This is a genomic window from Flavobacterium zubiriense, from assembly GCF_041729725.1.
GTDB lineage: Bacteria > Bacteroidota > Bacteroidia > Flavobacteriales > Flavobacteriaceae > Flavobacterium > Flavobacterium zubiriense.
The window spans coordinates 1-18,878 of record NZ_JBCFQL010000019.1 but is presented as its reverse complement, the minus strand read 5'-3'; the positions used below and the strand labels follow the sequence as shown (position 1 = coordinate 18,878).

Genomic DNA, 18,878 nt, shown 5'->3' with positions numbered 1-18,878 from the left:
ATGTAGAAGCAAAAAATTAGTAAACAATTTAAAATCGTTGAAAGGAGAAAAAAACTCTTTAAACCGCTTTGAGAGTGTGTTTGGTCGTTAAAATAGGTAGTTAGTAACTCGATTTATATTGGTTAATACTTTATTTAATTCTGTTTATTGCTGCATTCCAGATTTTTTCTTAAAGTAGTGCTTTGTTATACTAGCTTTTTAAATAAAATACTTTTTAACGAGTTTTTAGGTCGTTGAACTTGTTTTGTTGGCTGAGCTGTATTTAATCTTTATTTTTGAAGTCCCAAATAATTCAAGTTCAAATTAACCTATAAGTTATGAAAAATAACATCAAATTATTTTTTTTCATTTCCATCACAGCTGTTTTTTTCAGCTCTTGTGCTAATGACAAGGATGAAAAGTCTAAAAACTTCATCAAAATAATCGAATCTACTCAAAATGGAATTGCTGAGAATTCAGTATTTACGTATAATAAGAATCAAATTATTAGTGCTGAAAATTCTAAACAAAAAATAGATTATACGTACCAAGACGGCGTAATCATTAAAATCACAACTTATAATAAAACAACTCAACAGAATGTTGTTTTGAATTATACGTACAATAAAGAAAAACTAGTCAAAGTAACTTCTTCTGAAAACTACGTAATTAATTATACACACCATTCAGATGGAACGGTTTACTATGAGAAATTTAATGTTGATGCACAAAATCAACAGCAAAAAGTTTATCATGGTAACCTGACTTTCAAAAATAATAATTTAATTAATGACGAACGTGTTTTTGATGATGCAGATCAAAACTCCATTTCCAGTTCAAAAACTACTTTTGATTATGATACTTATAATAACCCTTATTTTAGTATTTTAGGATTTGATAAATTATTAGATCATGATGCCTCAGTTTCTAAAAACAATGTGGTGATGACAGTTGCTGAAACTACAGTTGTTTCTGGCGAAGAAACTATTTCTTCGGCTAATATGTACAAAAATACTTTTAAATACGACACCGATAATTACCCAACGGAACAAGTGGCTGAGGAGAGTTTGACCAATCCAAATTATTCTAAAATCCAGTATTTGTATTAATATTATAATACTTAATTTTGGAAAAAAGTCATAATGCAATTTCGTACCAAAATTCCTGTTCAACAGAATCCGTTTCCTATTGATTATGATGCTAAAATGGTATCATTAGGTTCTTGTTTTGCAGTCAATATGGCCCAAAAATTTTCCTATTATAAATTTCATAATAGCTGCAATCCTTTTGGAATTATTTTTAATCCTGTTTCGATTGAAAAATTAGTTGAGAGAGCTGTACATCAAATTCTTTTTACCGAAAACGATATTTTATTTCACAGTGATTTATGGCATTGTTTCGAAGTGCATTCGGAATTTTCTAACCCTGATAAGGAAGTTTTTTTAAGATTATTAAATGAATTAGTTGTTGCAACAAATCAGCAAATAACCGAATCCACTCATTTCCTAATTACCTACGGGACTTCATGGGTATATCGAAATATAGAAAACAATCAGATTGTTGCTAATTGTCACAAACTGCCTCAAAAGCATTTTTCGAAAGAAATACTTTCAATCGAAACGATTCAAACAGCAATCCAGAATACGCTTAGTTTGATTCAGTCGATAAATCCAGAAGCCAAATTTACTCTTACCGTCTCTCCAGTACGCCACATTAAGGATGGTTTTGTAGAAAATCAAAGGAGTAAAGCGCATTTAATATCGGCAATTCATCAAGTTTTAGAGGATTTTGCTATCTGTAATCTAAAATCTGCCTTCTATTTTCCGAGTTACGAAATCATGATGGATGAACTCCGTGATTACCGTTTTTATGCTGAGGACATGTTGCATCCAAGCGCTTTGGCGGTTGATTATATTTGGGAAAGATTCAAAGAAGCGAGTATTTCAGAATCTGTTTCTGGAGTAATGGAAGAAGTTGAAAATATCCAAAAAAGTTTGACACACAAGCCATTCAATCCTAATTCGGAAAGTCATTTGAAATTTAGAGCAAATCTCCGAAAAAAAATCACTAAATTGGAATCTCAATATCCATTCATGAAATTTTAGTTATGATAAAAAAGATAGTCATTGCCGTAATCCTTGTTACAACAGTTCTGTTGTTATTCAAATATTGTGATTTCAAGAAAAATGACGAAGCCGATATCAGTTACAACACCAATTTGATTCAGCAGCAAATTGTAAATGTTGGTAAACTAGTGGTTACTGAAGGACATTTCTCGGAAGTCATTACCTATAAAAATCAACAAAAATATTTGATGAATATGGTTTCTTTCGAAAAGAAAGCATTGATTGTAGTCAATGCTGATGTTACTGTAGCCTATGATTTGCAAAAAATGAAATACGATATTGATGAGAAAAACAAAACGATCACAATTGTAAGTATTCCAAAAGAAGAAATAAAAATCAGTCCTGACATTCAGTTTTATGATGTCGAACAAAGCAAGTTGAATCCTTTTACAGGAGACGATTACAATAAAATCAACAAATCAGTAAAAGCTAATTTGGCCAAGAAAATAGAAAAATCAACACTAAAATCGAATGCTAAAAACCGACTCATTAGCGAACTTTCTAAAATTCTTATTCTAACCAATACGATGGGCTGGAAATTAGAATATGAAGGTCAAATCATTGAAAATGAAAAAGATTTAGGACAACAGGTTAAAATGTAGTTCTAGGTTATAGTCACTGATTTACTAAATTTTTTAGTGTCGCCTTCTTGGCTTTTATTTTAATCGAGGATAAGGTGTATTGAGAGTTTTTGTCTGTAGTACTTCTTTGAATTAAATTAAGTTGAAAAAAAGGTTAACAAATTTTTTCTTTGGCAAATATAAATCTAACCTAATGTGTTAGATTTGTAGATAAATATATAAGTTTACCTATTAGATGAATCCATTAAAAAGTATTTTAAATCAATTAGATTTAATTGAAAATAAAGCTGTTTTCTTTAGAGATAAAGAAGAGGGAGAGGTTTTTAATGGTTTTTCGTCAGATATAAATAAAAAGTTAGAAGATATAAAACCAGATGCTTTTTATGTTTTTAATAACCAACCTTTTATTTTATTTTTTGATTTAACATCAAATACTGATTTAGAAAAGGAAAATGAGATTCATAAAAAGGTTTGGTCTTTTGATAATTCTCCAATAATTTTTGTCATAAAAAATGCTGAAATTAAAATTTATAATGCTTTAAACTTTGAAAAGCATAAAGGTTTAGAAGAAATTGAATTATCTGAAAAAGAAAGAAATAAAAAATTTTCTTTTTGGAATTTGCAAAGTGGTGAAGCTTTTGAATGGTTTTATGAAAAGCATAAAAAAACAGTACTCAAAAAAAGAGTTAATCAACAACTTTTTGAAAACATAAAACGAACTATAATTATTCTTAAAGATAATTTTGGTTTAGAAGAAAGCTTGGCTAAAATACTTGTTTTAAGATTAATTTTTATTCGTTATCTTATTGACAGAAAAATAAAAATTGACACATCGTTTATTCATGGAAGTAAAGATGATTTAATTTCAAGAAGAAAATCTTTAAGTGAATTAATTGCGAATCCAAAACAGTTAGTTGACTTTTTTGATTATTTAAACAAAAGATTTAATGGAGTTCTGTTTAAGGATTCCAATATTGAATTAAATTTTGATCAAGCTAACCTTTTATCTAAACTTTTTAACCCTGATGGAGTTAGTGCTGAAGATAAAAGAAATTTATTTTCTGATTTTGATTTTCAATTTGATGTATTTGATTTTGGAATTATTCCTGTAGAATTGATTAGTGGGATATATGAGACACTTTTAGATGAAGAAACAAAGAATGCTACATCGGCAGTTTATACGCCACCTTTTTTAGTTGATTATATTTTAACTCAAACGGTTGACAATTTTTTCGAAGAAAATGAATCAACTAGCGAATGTAAAATTTTTGATCCAGCAATGGGTTCCGGAATTTTCTTGGTTCAAGGATTAAGAAGAATGATTGAACGAGAAAAAGAACTGTACCCAAACGACGATAACTTAACTTTTGGTAATAAAATTAGAACAATTGCTGAAAGAAATCTTTTTGGAATTGACATCAACGAAGAAGCTATCAATGTGGCTTGTTTTTCTATTTATGTAGCTTTGTTAGATTATCAAGAACCTGGAAATATTGATGTTTATAAATTTCCGAATTTAAAAGATAAGAATTTTTTTAAAGCTCATTTTTTTGATTTGACTAAAGAAGATATTTGGAATAATCTCAAGAATGAAAATATAAATTTTATTCTAGGAAACCCGCCATGGAGAAATAATGATACACCAGAACATCTTGATTGGTTAAAAAACACAAGATTTGATGAAATTGTGAGTGATAAACAAATAGCACAATCTTATTTAATTAGAGTTAAAGATTTTGTTCGAGATGAATCAAAAGTAGCATTAATAGTAACAAGTAAAGTTTATTATAATGACAAGGCTCAAAAATTAAAAAAATTCTTTTTAGAGAATAATTACATTACTGAGATTTTTGATTTATCGCCTGTTAGAAATATAGTTTTTGAAAATGCTAAGAATCCAGGAGCGATTATTTTTTTCCGAGTTAATATTAATAAGAAAGAAGAAAATTCTCAAAGTATTATAAAACATATTTCTTTAAAGCAAAATAGATTTTTTAATAAATACTCTAAAACCCTTGTTATTGAAAAATTTGATAGGAAACAGATAAAACAGTTACATTTTATTGAAAATAAATGGATGTTTAAAGTAGCTCTTTATGGTAATACTTTAGATTTTTTGCTTTTGAAGAGATTTAAAGAAAATAAGAGTTTAGATAAGTTTTTAGATAATAACAGCATAATTAATGGTAATGGAATAAAAAAAGGAACACCAAAAAACTATTTTGATTTTCTAATTGGGTTACCAATTATTCAAACATCTCAGATTCAAGAAAACTACACTTTTATTCGTGAAAATTTTCCAAAACTAAATAAACACGATGTCTATTTAGAAGCAGGAAGAGAATTGAGTTTATTTAAAGGAAAAAAAATTATTTTAGGTAAAAGGACGAAATTTGAAACACACTTAAATATTTCTGTCATTGAAGATGATTGTGTTTATACAGATAGTGTTAATTCAATCACCTTTAATTTTAATAATGAAACTTATATTTCTGAAATATTCGGAATTTTAAAATCAAAATTTTCAACCTATTTTCAATATTTAACTTCCGCAAATTGGGGTGTATATTATCCTGAAATTAATAAATCGGAATACCTTTCATTCCCGTTTTTTGAACCTTCAGGAATTCAAAAAAATAAACTCATTTCATTAGTTGATAATTTATTACAACCGTATAAAGAGTTTTATAAAGAATATCCAGAGGGTATTTTTCAAGGAGACCCTAGTGAAAAAATAATAGATAAAATTAATTCAATTGTAGAAGAAATATATCAAATTACGGGTTATGAGAAAGATTTAATTGATTATGTTTTAAACGTTTCTCGTTATCAATTTCAAGAAAGCAAACAACATTTAGTTTCAAATTTTAATAATGATGATCATAGGAATGAGAAATCTGTTTTAAAAAGATACGCAGAAGTTTACATTCAAGAATTTGAGAAAATTTATGATGATGAATATTTGCAAGTCGAAATTTATTCATTAGATTATTTTATTGCAATGAATTTTGTTTTTCTAAATGAAAAGCCAAATGAAAAAATAATTTATCCTGAGAAAAAAGATGAAAAACAAGTTTTAAATAGTTTAGCTAACTCTTTAAGCATTCATCAAATTACAGATGCTAAAAATTCAGAGCAGAATTTATTCATTCAAAAAGACATAAAAGGATTTGAAAAGAATTCTTTCTATATCATAAAACCAACAGAGTATAAATGTTGGCATAGAGCAATGGCTTGGTATGATGTAGCCGAATTTAAAGAAGCCATTCAAAAAGCAGAGTTAGAACGTTTAAATTCTGATCATAATGCTTAATGCCTCAAACTTCAAATCAAATTCTGAACAATTGACTCAAAAACGAGTTGAATTAGTTTTACAATATGTCATTTACTGTTACCAAAAAATGGTTTTAGAAGGTAAGACTTATAAACGGACTGATTTTCTAAATGAAAAAAGTACAAGGTATAATCTTGAAGAAGGATTAAGTGAAAAACTTGTGGAGGACTATTTAGGTATTTGGGATAACCTGCAATATTATAAACATAATATTTCAGACAAGCCTGATGTGCATTTGTATTTTAATTATGAACCCAAGCAATCTTACACTGAAAACAATACAAATAAAGATGATTTCATAGACATAAAAGTCCAAGAGACGGGATTAAGTGAGATTTGGGGAAAAAACGGTAATCAGCAACAGATTCACTTGGCTATTGAATGCAAAGTTGTTGAAAAAGGATATAGTGAATACGTTTCTGATATAAAAAAAATGTGTGATAGGGCTTTTAATACTCCTAGATTGAATTTCGAAGGTCAAATTGCCTACATAACAAATCCCAATTATACTCATTTATCTGTTAAATCAGGAATAAATACAAATTTACTTGGCAATTCTGAGATTAAAACTATTCGAGAATTACAATCCAAAGTCATTTCCAAAAAATTTGATGCTAGTTATTTGTCTGTTCATAATCGTAATTATAATAAACAACAGTTTTTAATTTACCATCTGATGCTTGATTATACTAAGGTTGTAGTGAACTAAAAATAAGATTTTAGATGTTTTTTTTTGGAAGACAAAACGTCGTCTAACTTTCGAAAAAATTCCGTCCTCCATTTCTGAAATACTCAATTTTATAGAAAAACATTTCTGCCATGTTTTTAGCACGGAGTTTGGCTTCCTCTGCTAAGATTCCAGCAAAAAGACTGTCAATAGTTTCGGTGAAAATTTCCATCCAACGGTTAAAATGTTCTTTTGCTACAGGCAAATGCTTGTGTGGAGGAAACGGACTTCCTGAATAGGTATGCTCTTCTAATAAAATAGTTTGCCAAAAACGGTACATTCTTTCTAAATGTGTTGACCATTGGTCACCAATTTTCTCATTGAAAATTGGTCCAATTAAGTTATCCGTTTGCACTTTGGCATAGAAAGAATCTACCAATAATTTGATGTCATCAAGATTTTTAATATCGGCTAAATCGCTCATGTTTTCTGGTATAATGAATTACAAAGTTAGCTTGTTTTTAGCCAATTAATTGATGGAATAGATCTTGTTTTTCGTTCAGATATTTATATTCGAAACCTTTATTGTCCATTTTGGTTTTTATGGCAAGAATATCGTTTTTGTTTTTGAGTTCAAGACCTACAACGGCAGGCCCCACTTCGCGGCTGTTTTTCTTAGTAAACTGAAAATAGGTAATATCATCATCAGGGCCTAAAATATCATTGACAAATTCTTTTAATGCACCAGGACGTTGCGGAAACTGAATCATGAAATAGTGCATCAATCCTTCGTAAAGCAAAGAACGTTCTTTGATTTCGGCGGTGCGTTCAATATCATTATTACTGCCACTTACGATACAAACTACTGTTTTTCCTTTGATTTCCTCTTTATAAAAATCCAATGCAGCAATAGTTAAAGCACCTGCAGGTTCCACCACCATAGCTTCTTCGTTATACAAACGTAAAATGGTAGTGCAGACTTTGCCTTCGGGAACAAGAATAATATCGCTTAGGTTTTTTTGACAAATTTCGAAAGTGATATTGCCCACTTGTTTTACAGCTGCTCCATCTACAAATTTGTCTATATTTTCTAAAACACTCACTTTGCCGTTAGCAATAGAAGTTTTCATCGAAGGAGCGCCTTCTGGTTCTATACCAATGATTTTAGTATTAGGACTTAAATGTTTAAAAACTTCCGAAAGCCCCGAGGCTAATCCGCCGCCGCCTATGGGAACAAAGACATAATCAATAGGTTTTTGATAGCTTTCTACTATTTCTAGACCTACGGTTCCTTGTCCAGCAATTACTTTTTCGTCATCAAAAGGATGGATGAAGCTCATTTTGCTGAGTGTTGTATCTGTCATTGCAGCGGCATAAGCATCGTCAAAAGTGTCTCCAATAAGCACAATTTCGACAAAAGAACCTCCAAAAAGGCTGACTTGTTTTAGCTTTTGTTTCGGTGTAGTTTTAGGCATGTAGATTTTGCCTTTTATCTGCAATAAGTTACAAGAATAGGCCACACCTTGCGCATGATTTCCAGCACTGGCACAAATTACACCTTGTTCTTTTTCAGCTTGGCTGAGTGTGCTGATCTTGTTGTAAGCACCTCTAATTTTATAAGAACGTACCGTTTGTAAATCTTCTCTCTTTAATAAAATAGTAGCGTTAAATTCGGTTGAAAGATTTAGATTTCCAGACAATGGCGTTGCCATTACAACTCCTTGCAATTGCTTTTTGGCTTCTTGTATTTGATGGAATAAATTCATGTTTTTAAGGTATAAAAAAACCTCCTAGAAAGGAGGTTTGTAAATTGTATTTTTGATTACTGATTTACATAACACTCCTCATTATTGTGGAATAATGTTGATTGAAATGCTATTGTTAATCGAGTGGTTCATAAGCTTCTTTGAATTACAAATGTACCATTTTATGTGGTGCAATGAAAACCGATTTACTTTTTTTCTACAGGAGGAAATTGCGCTAGGATTTTTGCAACAAACTCGTTGATTTGTTGTTCTTTTTGTTTTCTGTTTTCGGTTAGTGTTCCAACACCTTCACCCTGCCAAATCAATTCTTTTTTCTTAGCATCAATTAAATCAATAAAAAGTGTTCCTTGAGTGGAGGAGCTTACCATATTGTTACCGCCCCATAAAAAAGGATTCCATCCCCATCCCCATCCGTATCCCCAACCCATATTGAATTGGTTTACGTCAATTTGCTCTCTTTCTTTAGTGAATATATTAATGAGTAGGTCGGGATTTTCACTTCGGGTCATCCCTTTATTGCTTAACTCGTTATCAATAGCATGAAGGATTCTTTTTTTGTCTAATTCAGATATTTGAACTCGGTCAATCCCTTTTTTGTGAAAAGCATAGGTTTTGTACTGACTAAAGTCAGCACGACTATCAAAATCAGAATAAACTCTTATAGAGCTACACGAACTCAATAGAAAAAGAAATAATAGCGGTAGTATTTTGAGTGTTTTCATAATGCAATTATTTGATTGTTAAATTTATGAGTAAAATGGGTTATATTAATATATACGCTAAAATAAGATAAATAGATTCTAATAATTTTATAATGATTTCTTGTTTTTCCCTGTTTTTTTATCGTATCCATAAGGACAATGACGGCAACCACTTTTACAACAATACCCTCTTTTTAAATGATACTTTTCTGTAAAACATTTGTATCCTTCGGGTGTATAATAGAAATCTTCGCCTTCTATCAATTTATTTTCATTACTTTGTCCTGACATTAACTACTACATTGTTTATTCACACAAATTTATAAATTAAAAGACCAATGTTTTTTATTGTTAACAAGTATTTAATACCAAAAGGTTTTCGGGGGTTAACAGCCTATCCATTTGTGTTTCTAAAATATCCCGTGGATAAAAGCAATGCTGTTTTTATCAACCATGAACGCATTCATTTGAGACAACAAATAGAGTTATTGGTTCTTCCTTTTTTTATTTGGTATTTCCTGGAATATCTTGTTCGATTATTAAAATACAACAACAAAAATCGTGCCTATCGAAGCATTTCCTTTGAAAGAGAGGCGTATAGCAATGAATCTGATTTGGATTATCTTAAAAATAGAAAGCTTTTTGGTTTCTGGAAGTATTTGTTTCAATCGAAATAAGTAGAGCTTTAACCGCAAAGCTTGCAAAGTTTTCGCAAAGTTTAGGAGATTTTAATACCGCAGATTCGCAGATTTTTTAATAGCTGTTTTTAAATTCAAAAAAGAAAAAAATCAGCGAATCTGCGGTGGTAAAATTATCATAGAGATAATAAGATTCTTCGTGAATTCGGGGCTAAAAAAGTTTCCATTATTTTAGGACTATAAGTTTTACCTTTGTGAAAAAATGCTTTGAATCAAAAACTGCAAATAACATTTCCAAATTCTATTTCCGTTACCATTAAAAGGGAAGATTTGATTCATCCAATTGTTTCAGGAAATAAGTTTCGAAAACTAAAGTATAATTTGCTTCAGGCAAAAACCGAAAACAAAAAAACGCTACTCACTTTTGGAGGTGCTTTTTCAAATCATATTGCTGCTGTTGCTTTTGCAGCAAAAGAAAATGGTTTTCAATCTATCGGAATTATTCGTGGTGATGAATTAATTGATAAAATTACGCAGAATCCGACCTTGCAATTTGCTCAGGAATGCGGAATGCAATTCGAATTTGTATCTCGTGAAAAGTATCGTTTAAAAAATGAATTTTCTTTTTTAGAGGATTTAAAATTGAAGTTTGGCGATTTTTTCCTGATTCCCGAAGGAGGGACTAATACACTAGCAATACAAGGTTGTGAAGAGATTTTAACAAATGAAGACAGCAAGTTTGATTATATTTGTTGTGCTGTAGGAACGGGTGGAACTATCTCGGGAATAATTAATAGCGCTTTACCGTATCAAAAAGTTTTAGGATTTCCAGCACTGAAAGGGGATTTTTTACAAGATGAAATCCGTATTTTTGTGCAAAATAAAAATTGGGAGTTGATAACGGACTATCATTTTGGTGGGTACGGCAAGATAAATGAAGATTTAGTTCGTTTTATAAATCGGTTTTATAGTGATAATCAAATTCCTTTGGATCCAATTTATACGGGAAAAATGGTTTTTGGCGTTATGGATTTAATACAAAAAAATTATTTTCCAGCTCAATCTAATATTTTGCTCATTCACACTGGAGGACTTCAAGGAATTCAGGGGATGAATGTGAAACTAAAAAACAAACATTTACCAATAATAGCTATCAATGTTTAAAAAAAGTCTGCTTTTATTTATTGCCCTAACACTTATTAGCTGTCATGCTACAAAATCCCCTATTGTAACTACTAAAAAAGTAGCGAGTAAAAACACTACCTATTCTCCTAGAAGCAAAAAAATAAACACAGCTAAACCTAATAGCCGTAACGAAGTAATTGAATCGACTTCAAGAACGGTGGTTACCAATGATGTTGTTAGTAATTATGTGGTGCAATACAAAGATATTGCCATGAGTAATATGAAAACGTATGGAATTCCAGCGAGTATTATTTTGGCTCAAGGAATTTTAGAATCGGGAGCGGGGAGAGGAAGATTAGCTGAGCATGCTAACAATCATTTTGGTATAAAATGCCATACCGGTTGGACAGGCGATACGGTTAATCATGATGACGATGCAAGTCAGGAATGTTTTAGAAAATACAATAAAGCAGCTGAATCTTTTAAAGATCATGCTTTGTTTTTAACAACAAGAGGTCGCTATGCGAGTTTATTCGAATTAAACAAAGACGATTATAAAGCTTGGGCTAAAGGTTTAAGAAATGCAGGTTATGCTACTGATCCCAAATATCCGGACAAATTGATTTCGTACATAGAACGTTATGATTTAGGACAATATGATGCTCAGGTTTTAGGAACTCGTTTTGTACCTGTTGATAATCAAAATTCAAGAGAGGTGAATATCAGTTCAAGAAATAATAATTATTATGAGGTTCAAAAAGGCGATACTTTATATTCAATTTCGAAAAAACACAATGTATTAGTAGAGGATTTAAAACAAAAAAATAAGCTTTCAGACAATACCCTTTCCATAGGTCAAAAACTGAGAATAAATTAAGTTTCAAAATATTTTAATGAGTTGAAACGGATTTTAGATAAAATAAATCTGAAATCTAAACTCTAAATTCTAAAATTAAAAATGTTATATCAAAGAAGTAGTCAGCTATTTGCTGAAGCAGAAAAAGTAATTCCAGGAGGCGTAAATTCGCCAGTAAGAGCATTCAAATCAGTAGGAGGAACGCCCATTTTTGTAAAACAAGCTAAAGGAGCTTATTTGTATGATGAAGACGGAAACCGATTGATTGATTATATTAATTCATGGGGGCCAATGATTTTAGGTCATGCTTTTGAACCCGTAGTTCAGGCAGTAACCGAACGAGCAAAGTTAGGAACTTCTTTTGGAATGCCAACAGAATTAGAAACTCAAATTGCTGCTTTGGCGGTATCGATGGTGCCAAATATTGATAAAATCAGATTTGTAAATTCAGGTACCGAAGCTTGTATGAGTGCCGTAAGATTAGCGCGCGGATTTACTAAAAGAGATAAAATTATAAAATTTGCTGGTTGTTATCACGGGCATTCTGATTCTTTCCTGATTCAGGCTGGAAGTGGTGCAATGACATTTGGAACTCCAAATAGTCCAGGTGTGACAGCAGGAACAGCTAAAGATACTTTGTTAGCAAAATACAATGATTTAGAAAATGTACGAAGTTTAATTGAAGCCAATCCAAATGAAATTGCAGCTATCATAGTGGAGCCAATTGCAGGAAACATGGGTTGTGTGCCACCAACTAAAGGTTTTTTAGAAGGCTTACGCCAATTGTGTACAGAAAACGGAATTTTATTGATTTTTGATGAGGTAATGACTGGTTTTAGATTAGCTAAAGGAGGTGCTCAGGAATTATTAAATATCAATGCAGATATCGTTTGTTTCGGGAAGGTAATTGGCGGTGGATTGCCAGTAGGTGCTTTTGCTGCAAGAGCCGAAATCATGAATTATTTAGCGCCACTTGGACCGGTTTATCAAGCGGGAACTTTATCAGGAAATCCGTTGGCTATGGCTGCGGGATTGGCAATGCTGGAATCGTTAAATAATGATGCGGCTATTTTTAAAAGATTAGAAGAGAAAACAGCTTATTTAGAAACAGGAATTCATAAAGTATTACAAGCAAATAATGTTGTTTATACTATTAATAGAGTAGGATCAATGATTTCGGTACATTTTGATGCCAGTCCCGTTATTGATCTTCAAACTGCTGCTAAAGGAGATAATGACACCTTCAAGAAATTCTTCCATGGATTAGTACAAGAAGGAATTTATATTGCACCTTCGGCTTATGAAACTTGGTTCATCACGGATGCTTTAAGTTACGAAGATTTAGATTTTACCATAAATGCAATTGATAAAGTTTCTAAAACATTATAAAATTAAAGACAAAAAAAAGCTTCGAGTAGTTTCGAAGCTTTTTTTTTAGTTGTCCATATCACCACCGCCTTGTGGTCTGTCGCCCATTCTTTCGCCTTGTCTGTCGCCCATTCTTTGTTGCATTCTTTCTCTCATTTTGTCTTGGTTTGCCTTCCATTTTGAAAGTTGCTCAGGAGTTAAAATAGCTTTCATTTTTTCTTCCGTTGCTTTTGTTTGAGCCTCCATGTTTTCTCTGCCTTGATTTTTTTTGTCTTTTACATCTGCTCTTTGAACTTCTCTGGCTTTAGCTTGTTCAATATAAAATTGTTTTAACTGTTCTTGTTGTTTTGCGTCAAGATTTAACTGAGTAGTTAATCTTTCAATACGTTTTTCTGGAGAAAAATCACCTCTTTGTGGTCTATCATTGTTGTTTTGAGCAAAACTAGATACTCCTACAACTAAAAATGCGGCAATGATTAATTTTTTCATTTTTTTTCTTTTTTTGATTAATGTTAAAAGTTATTGGTATAGGATAGTAATTTTGGAATAAGGTTTAATCGTTAACATAAAAATATTAATACAACCGTTAATTTAATATTGAATTCCTAGTTTTTTACAACTGACTCATAAATAACTCAATTTTATTTTTATGGAGGTGCAATTGTTTTTTAAAATTATGTAAGGAAATATTTTAGAAATGGTAAAAATAATATTGTATTTTTGTAATAACCCAAAATCTCATTAATATGAAAAAAATTGTACTTACTTTGTCATTATGTGGCTTATTTTTAATTCAATCTTGTCAATCTGATGACAATGCCCTTGGAGAAGATGAAAAAGTCATCTTGAACAGCAACTCCGAAAGTTTAAATAATAGAATTGACCACAGTGGTTCTGGAGTGTTGGATTTAGTTGTTTCCTCAAGTATTAGCGGTAAAACTATCGAAACAGAAGCGGGCACTTTCCCTATGTCTTTATTAGCTGAGGTTACGCCTCCAATTTATAATGGACGGACTCTGATGGCAACACATGTCGATGTTAAAGATAATTATGTTTACGTGTCTTATAATACTCAAGGAGAAACCTATTTAGGCGGTATTGATGTTATTGATATTAGTACTCCTAATAATCCTAAATTAGTAGTTCAAGCTATTTTACCAAATGTAGATATTAGCACAGTGCTTTTTGATAATGGAAAATTGTATATATCAGGTGCGATAGATGCAGATTTAAATGAGGTTTCTTCTCCTGCCTTTGTAGCTCAAATGCCACTTCAATCAGGGCTTTTAACTAAGGATTATATCTTAAATTCTTTAACAGGATATGTTGGTACAGGACTTGCTGTAGCTGATTCTAAATACTATGCTGTTTCTGGAAATAATGGTGTTATTGCTAAATTAGATAAAAGTACAAATGTACTTGAAACAACTATTCCTGTAGATGATTTACGAGCTATGGGACATATAGGTAATAAGATTGTTGTTCTAAGTGGTACAGGATCAGTTAAAGTCTATAATGCTGGAACCTTAAGTTTAGAAACTTCATTTAAAGTTTCTGTAGATGTTGCTGATGCGAAAAGAACGATTGATTTTCAAGGAAATAATGTTTTGGTTTCTCAAGGTTATTCAGGATTAGGAGTTTATAATTTAAATACAGGAGCTATACAACAATCTTTTACTGTTCCAAAAGCTGCTATTGATGAGGATTCATCTGATGTAGTAACGAATGCCGTTTCTGTAAATGGAGATTATGCTTATGTTGCTAATGGTGCTGCGGGAATTTCTGTATTTAAAACGGCTGATGGTATATTGAATTTATTAGGAACAATTGATCTTTCAGGTTCTTCAAATTATGTAAAAAGTGTTGGAGATTATATCTATGTTGCTAGTGGAAATGGTGGACTTAAAATCATCAAAAAAGTATCTGTTTCTTCTATTGACTGTAGTAATTTTGCAATCTATAAAGGAGGACAGTGGTTAAATGTGAATTCAGGGGATAGTTTAAGTTATCAAGGTAACACTTCTCTTCAAGGAATTAATGTTAATCAGAATTTAACTTTTTGTGGTTCTCTTGCTGTAAAACAAGGAATAAATATTAATTCAGGTGGTGTTTTTACAATGAAAGGCTCTATGGCGCAAGGGAATTATAATAGTAATAGTAATAATTTTAACTTTAATATTAACGGAACTTTTAAAGTAGAGGGAAGTATTGTTATCTACGGAAACCTTATCATGAATAGTGGAGCAAAATTAGAGTTTCTGGGTTCTAATTCTGAGATTACTGTTTATGGAAAAGTAACTAAAAATAACGGAGTTTCAATTATAGGTACTTATAAAGATACTTTCAATAAGTTGAAATAAAAGTATAAATATTTACATTAAAAAAGAGGTTGTTTCAGGATGAAACAACCTCTTTTGTTTTAGTCAGTATCCTGAAAACAAATTATTTTTTTACGTCACTACTATCTTTACGGTGCGTGTCTTTTTTAATTCCATGACGATTGTAATTTCTCATGCCTTGACGGTGATGTTTTTTTAATTCATCCCATTTTTTAAATTGATCTGGTGAAAGGATTTTTTTCATTTTTCCATTCATCGCAATTTGTTCGTCAAGCATTTTGTTCTTCATTTCAAAAATTTCTTCAGAAGTTGGTTTTGCCGTTTTAGCTTTTCTGTTTTTCAAATGAGCTTCTCTTTTTACACTTTGTTCTGCAATTACTTTGCTCATTTCTTTTTGTTGAGAAGCATTCAAATCAAGTTCTAATGTCATTTTTTTTAGCATTAGTTGATTGCGCTGTTCGGGAGTGAATTTCTCCATTGGATTGCCTTCGTGTCTTCTTTGTCTTTCTTTTCTTTCTTGTGCATAAGATGATACGCTGACAATAGCTATCAATGCAATAGTGATTAATTTTTTCATAGTGAACAGGTTTTATTTTTAGATAAGACTTGAAACAAGGTGTAAAGTTTAATTGTTAAGGAATAATTATGATTTTTATTTTTTTATTTGATAACTGCTTTTTACGACAATTGGTATTCCATTATTTGTAATTCCTTCTAAATCGATATTTACAGTTGTATCTACTTCATTGTTATAATATGAAATGGTAGTATTTCCTTTTTCATCAGGCTGGATGTAAGGATTCCAATATAAGGTGTTTCGAATATCAGCTTTGTCTTTTTCTAATGGATTTAGTTGGCTGTAATCAGGCGAATAGAAAAATCGAGTATTTTGATATCCATTGATAGGCATGGCTATAGAGTGAAAAACTTTTTTACTTGTAGCGCTTCCTTTTCCAAGTTTGGTATAGATAATTAGGGCGCCATTTGCACCTTGAGAGCCAAAAACAGCAGCTCCAGGACCTTTTATGGCTTCAATTTTAGCAATATCATCGGTAGAGATGGATGACAAAAGATTTATATCCGTTTCTATTCCATCAACTAAAATAAGTGCTGGTCCATTATAACGATTAAAACGAACGGAATTAGCAGTAGCTGTTAGATTGGGAATGGCAATTTGTAGTAGTATAAAAATATTAGAAGGTCTAGTTCTATTTTCTTCAGGAATATATGTAAAATCGGCAAAACCGTAGCGGCTTTCAGTGGTGTCATCTTTCTTCTTTTTTGCTGTAATAATTACATCTCTCAATTGGTTTTCTTCAGGAATATTAAAGAGAATGTTTTTATTGCGAATGCTTGTTTTAATTTGAGTTATTTTGTTTTCTTCTTCATTTAGAGGTTTATAAGCTTTAAAATCAACAGCTATGGGTTGGTTGTATATTGAGTCTAATACAATTTCACCACTATTTTTTCCTTTCTGGTTTGTTGTATTGAGTAGCATAGTAGCAGTGCCTTTGAAATCGATATTATTAAATGCAAATTTTCCATTCACATCAGTAGTGTCATTTAACATTGCGGTTGCTTTGTTATTTAAAAGTGTCATTTGTACCTGATTGTTCTCCTTGGCAGTAGTGCCAAATAAATTCTCCACTTTTCCAGTAATAGAAATTCCTTTTTCGACTTTAAAGTTTTGATTTTCATTTAGATTTGGGAAATTTTTCCAAACAAAATCTCGCCATCCTTGAGTCAATAAAAGTAAATCTAAATGAAATAATCTTGCAGGATTGGAATAATTGAAATAGTAATTTGGGTTGTGCACTTTTCCTTTAATATCTGATGCCATCAGGAAATAGGAACAAATATTTTGTTTATGATCAAAATTTTCGGTAATGCCATTGGTGTCCGTTGCTGCTATTGAAAAGTTAGCTATCAAGGGATTTCCTTGTTTGTCTTTTGCAGAAAGACTAAGATTTATTTTTTCTTTTGGAGCATATTGTTTCTTATCAGTTGATAAAGACACGTTAATGGCATTGTTTTTTTCAATATAAACTAGTCGTTCGCTTTGAGGTCTTGAAAGTTTATCATAGAGTGTTATTTGTACTATACCCTCCGGGAAATTTTCCTCGGGTAATATAAAAGAAAGTTTAGTGTCTTTTAAAGTTTGACTTCCTTCAAAATAAGTGATGCCTCTTGTGGTGCAAATAAGTGTTAAATCAGCATCGGGATTTTGAGTTAGCGTTGCTGTGTTTGTTTTAATTGAGACTACTTTTTTGTTGTCAACGCTATTCATACTTAATGTATAACCTGTTTTTTGAACTTCTGGAAGATTTATTTTTATTTCATCGTTATCGGGTGTAATTACTATTGCATAATACTTTTGATTTTTTTCGGGTAGTAGGATGAATTTCCCCATACCGTCATGAATACTTTTGAATAATGTAATTGGTTTGTCATTTGAATTATAAACAGTTCCTTTTATGTCAATTGGATTTCCGAAGAAATCTGTGGCTTTGAAAGCTACATTGCTAATTACTTCTTCTACTAGAGAACCGCCTTCTGGGAAAAAATCAATTAAAAATGCTGCTGGGTCTTCAACTTTCGAATAGTCTTTTTTGCTTTTTGAGACTGTTTTTGTGTTGTCGTTTTCTTTAGAAAGGATTACATTTTCTTTGTTGGGAGTAATAATTTGAATTTCTTTTTTGAAAACAAAATCATCTCCATAATTCCGCATCCAATTTGTGTAAGCTCTCAGTTGGTAGGTTCCTGGTTTGATGCCAAGGGAATCTGCTAATATGAAATCGCCATGACCAAGACCACCTTCAAGATTGGTAATATTGCGACTGATTATTTTAGATTCTGGCGACAGGAGTTCTACATAGAGTATTTTGCTATGATCAAAAAGTTGATTGGTGTAAGCATACACAGAATAGGCTTTGTACCATAATGATTCTCCAACCGTGTAATAATTATTATCCGTATGGAGGTATATTTTTTCAATCTCTGGAGGAGTCTTTTTTGCTTTTTGAATAGAATCGGATGGCTCTTGAGCAATATTAATTAAGGGCATGCTAAAAAAAAACAGAAGTAGATAAAATATTTTTTTTGTCATAGTGGTTATTCTTTGGTTTGTTTGTACTAGCAGATACTTTTTTTAAAGTATAAGTAACTGTCCAAGTCTTATCTAATGATTTTATGGATTATTTCCCGCTTTCTTTGTTAAATATATTCAAAAATAAGTTAATTATTCTTTCAAAATTTGCCTTGCCTATCGAAAAATAATCTTCTAAAAATTCTAATATCTAACCCGTTGGGTGAAATTATCAAAAACGTCAGTTCGTGTTTTTTTTGCGTAATGAAATGAAGCGAAAAATGTATCGAGAACCGTTTTCTATTCAATATTT

At 31.1% G+C, this 18,878-nt stretch carries 17 protein-coding genes; 10 read left to right on the top strand and 7 right to left on the bottom strand.

What is annotated here, in order from left to right:
• Nucleotides 1-317: 317 nt before the first annotated feature.
• From AAGV28_RS14995 to AAGV28_RS14975, 5 genes are all read left to right on the top strand, one after another.
• The gene (locus tag AAGV28_RS14995; protein WP_373407570.1) at nucleotides 318-1,088 is read left to right on the top strand and encodes a hypothetical protein; all 771 of its coding nucleotides are present in this window, start codon (nucleotides 318-320) and stop codon (nucleotides 1,086-1,088) included.
• A 33-nt stretch (nucleotides 1,089-1,121) separates the two neighbouring features.
• On the top strand, nucleotides 1,122-2,084 hold the full coding sequence (locus AAGV28_RS14990; protein ID WP_373407569.1) for a GSCFA domain-containing protein: 963 nt from the start codon (nucleotides 1,122-1,124) through the stop codon (nucleotides 2,082-2,084).
• A 2-nt stretch (nucleotides 2,085-2,086) separates the two neighbouring features.
• Nucleotides 2,087-2,707 carry a DUF4230 domain-containing protein gene (locus AAGV28_RS14985; RefSeq protein ID WP_373407568.1) on the top strand — a complete coding sequence of 207 codons (621 nt, stop codon included), beginning with the start codon at nucleotides 2,087-2,089 and terminating at the stop codon, nucleotides 2,705-2,707.
• A gap of 214 nt (nucleotides 2,708-2,921) precedes the next feature.
• The gene (locus AAGV28_RS14980; RefSeq protein ID WP_373407567.1) at nucleotides 2,922-5,999 is read left to right on the top strand and encodes a DNA methyltransferase; all 3,078 of its coding nucleotides are present in this window, start codon (nucleotides 2,922-2,924) and stop codon (nucleotides 5,997-5,999) included.
• On the top strand, nucleotides 5,992-6,729 hold the full coding sequence (locus AAGV28_RS14975) for a hypothetical protein (protein ID WP_373407566.1): 738 nt from the start codon (nucleotides 5,992-5,994) through the stop codon (nucleotides 6,727-6,729). The genes AAGV28_RS14980 and AAGV28_RS14975 overlap by 8 nt, the downstream gene beginning before the upstream one ends.
• Nucleotides 6,730-6,772: 43 nt before the next feature.
• Here AAGV28_RS14975 and AAGV28_RS14970 read toward each other — a convergent pair whose 3' ends face one another.
• The 4 genes from AAGV28_RS14970 to AAGV28_RS14955 form a co-directional block, all read right to left on the bottom strand.
• Nucleotides 6,773-7,171 (bottom strand): group III truncated hemoglobin, encoded by a 399-nt coding sequence (locus AAGV28_RS14970; protein WP_373407565.1) that lies wholly within the window; start codon nucleotides 7,169-7,171, stop codon nucleotides 6,773-6,775.
• A gap of 37 nt (nucleotides 7,172-7,208) precedes the next feature.
• On the bottom strand, nucleotides 7,209-8,453 hold the full coding sequence (gene ilvA, locus AAGV28_RS14965) for a threonine ammonia-lyase IlvA (protein ID WP_373407564.1): 1,245 nt from the start codon (nucleotides 8,451-8,453) through the stop codon (nucleotides 7,209-7,211).
• Nucleotides 8,454-8,638: 185 nt separating this feature from the next.
• Nucleotides 8,639-9,175 carry a DUF4136 domain-containing protein gene (locus AAGV28_RS14960; protein WP_373407563.1) on the bottom strand — a complete coding sequence of 179 codons (537 nt, stop codon included), beginning with the start codon at nucleotides 9,173-9,175 and terminating at the stop codon, nucleotides 8,639-8,641.
• An 87-nt stretch (nucleotides 9,176-9,262) separates the two neighbouring features.
• Nucleotides 9,263-9,445: a DUF5522 domain-containing protein gene (locus tag AAGV28_RS14955; RefSeq protein WP_373407562.1), complete on the bottom strand. Its 183-nt coding sequence runs from the start codon at nucleotides 9,443-9,445 to the stop codon at nucleotides 9,263-9,265.
• Between the two features lie 47 nt (nucleotides 9,446-9,492).
• Between AAGV28_RS14955 and AAGV28_RS14950 the strand changes: the two genes are divergently transcribed.
• The 4 genes from AAGV28_RS14950 to hemL all read left to right on the top strand — a co-directional run bounded on the left by AAGV28_RS14950 (nucleotide 9,493) and on the right by hemL (nucleotide 13,162).
• Nucleotides 9,493-9,831, top strand: a complete 339-nt coding sequence (locus AAGV28_RS14950) for a hypothetical protein (RefSeq protein WP_373407561.1) — start codon at nucleotides 9,493-9,495, stop codon at nucleotides 9,829-9,831.
• Nucleotides 9,832-10,059: 228 nt separating this feature from the next.
• Nucleotides 10,060-10,956 carry a 1-aminocyclopropane-1-carboxylate deaminase/D-cysteine desulfhydrase gene (locus AAGV28_RS14945; RefSeq protein WP_373407560.1) on the top strand — a complete coding sequence of 299 codons (897 nt, stop codon included), beginning with the start codon at nucleotides 10,060-10,062 and terminating at the stop codon, nucleotides 10,954-10,956.
• Nucleotides 10,949-11,794: a glucosaminidase domain-containing protein gene (locus tag AAGV28_RS14940; RefSeq protein WP_373407559.1), complete on the top strand. Its 846-nt coding sequence runs from the start codon at nucleotides 10,949-10,951 to the stop codon at nucleotides 11,792-11,794. The genes AAGV28_RS14945 and AAGV28_RS14940 overlap by 8 nt, the downstream gene beginning before the upstream one ends.
• Nucleotides 11,795-11,875: 81 nt before the next feature.
• Nucleotides 11,876-13,162, top strand: a complete 1,287-nt coding sequence (gene hemL, locus AAGV28_RS14935; RefSeq protein WP_373407558.1) for a glutamate-1-semialdehyde 2,1-aminomutase — start codon at nucleotides 11,876-11,878, stop codon at nucleotides 13,160-13,162.
• A 45-nt stretch (nucleotides 13,163-13,207) separates the two neighbouring features.
• Here the strand turns inward: hemL and AAGV28_RS14930 are convergent, their stop codons facing one another.
• Complete coding sequence (locus AAGV28_RS14930; RefSeq protein WP_373407557.1) at nucleotides 13,208-13,630, bottom strand: hypothetical protein; 423 nt, start codon at nucleotides 13,628-13,630, stop codon at nucleotides 13,208-13,210.
• Between the two features lie 257 nt (nucleotides 13,631-13,887).
• Between AAGV28_RS14930 and AAGV28_RS14925 the strand changes: the two genes are divergently transcribed.
• The gene (locus AAGV28_RS14925) at nucleotides 13,888-15,501 is read left to right on the top strand and encodes an LVIVD repeat-containing protein (protein ID WP_373407556.1); all 1,614 of its coding nucleotides are present in this window, start codon (nucleotides 13,888-13,890) and stop codon (nucleotides 15,499-15,501) included.
• A gap of 82 nt (nucleotides 15,502-15,583) precedes the next feature.
• Here AAGV28_RS14925 and AAGV28_RS14920 read toward each other — a convergent pair whose 3' ends face one another.
• Entirely contained in the window at nucleotides 15,584-16,057 is a 474-nt protein-coding gene (locus AAGV28_RS14920; RefSeq protein ID WP_373407555.1) for a hypothetical protein, read from the bottom strand.
• A 75-nt stretch (nucleotides 16,058-16,132) separates the two neighbouring features.
• Complete coding sequence (locus AAGV28_RS14915; RefSeq protein ID WP_373407554.1) at nucleotides 16,133-18,544, bottom strand: TonB-dependent receptor; 2,412 nt, start codon at nucleotides 18,542-18,544, stop codon at nucleotides 16,133-16,135.
• Nucleotides 18,545-18,878 lie beyond the last annotated feature (334 nt).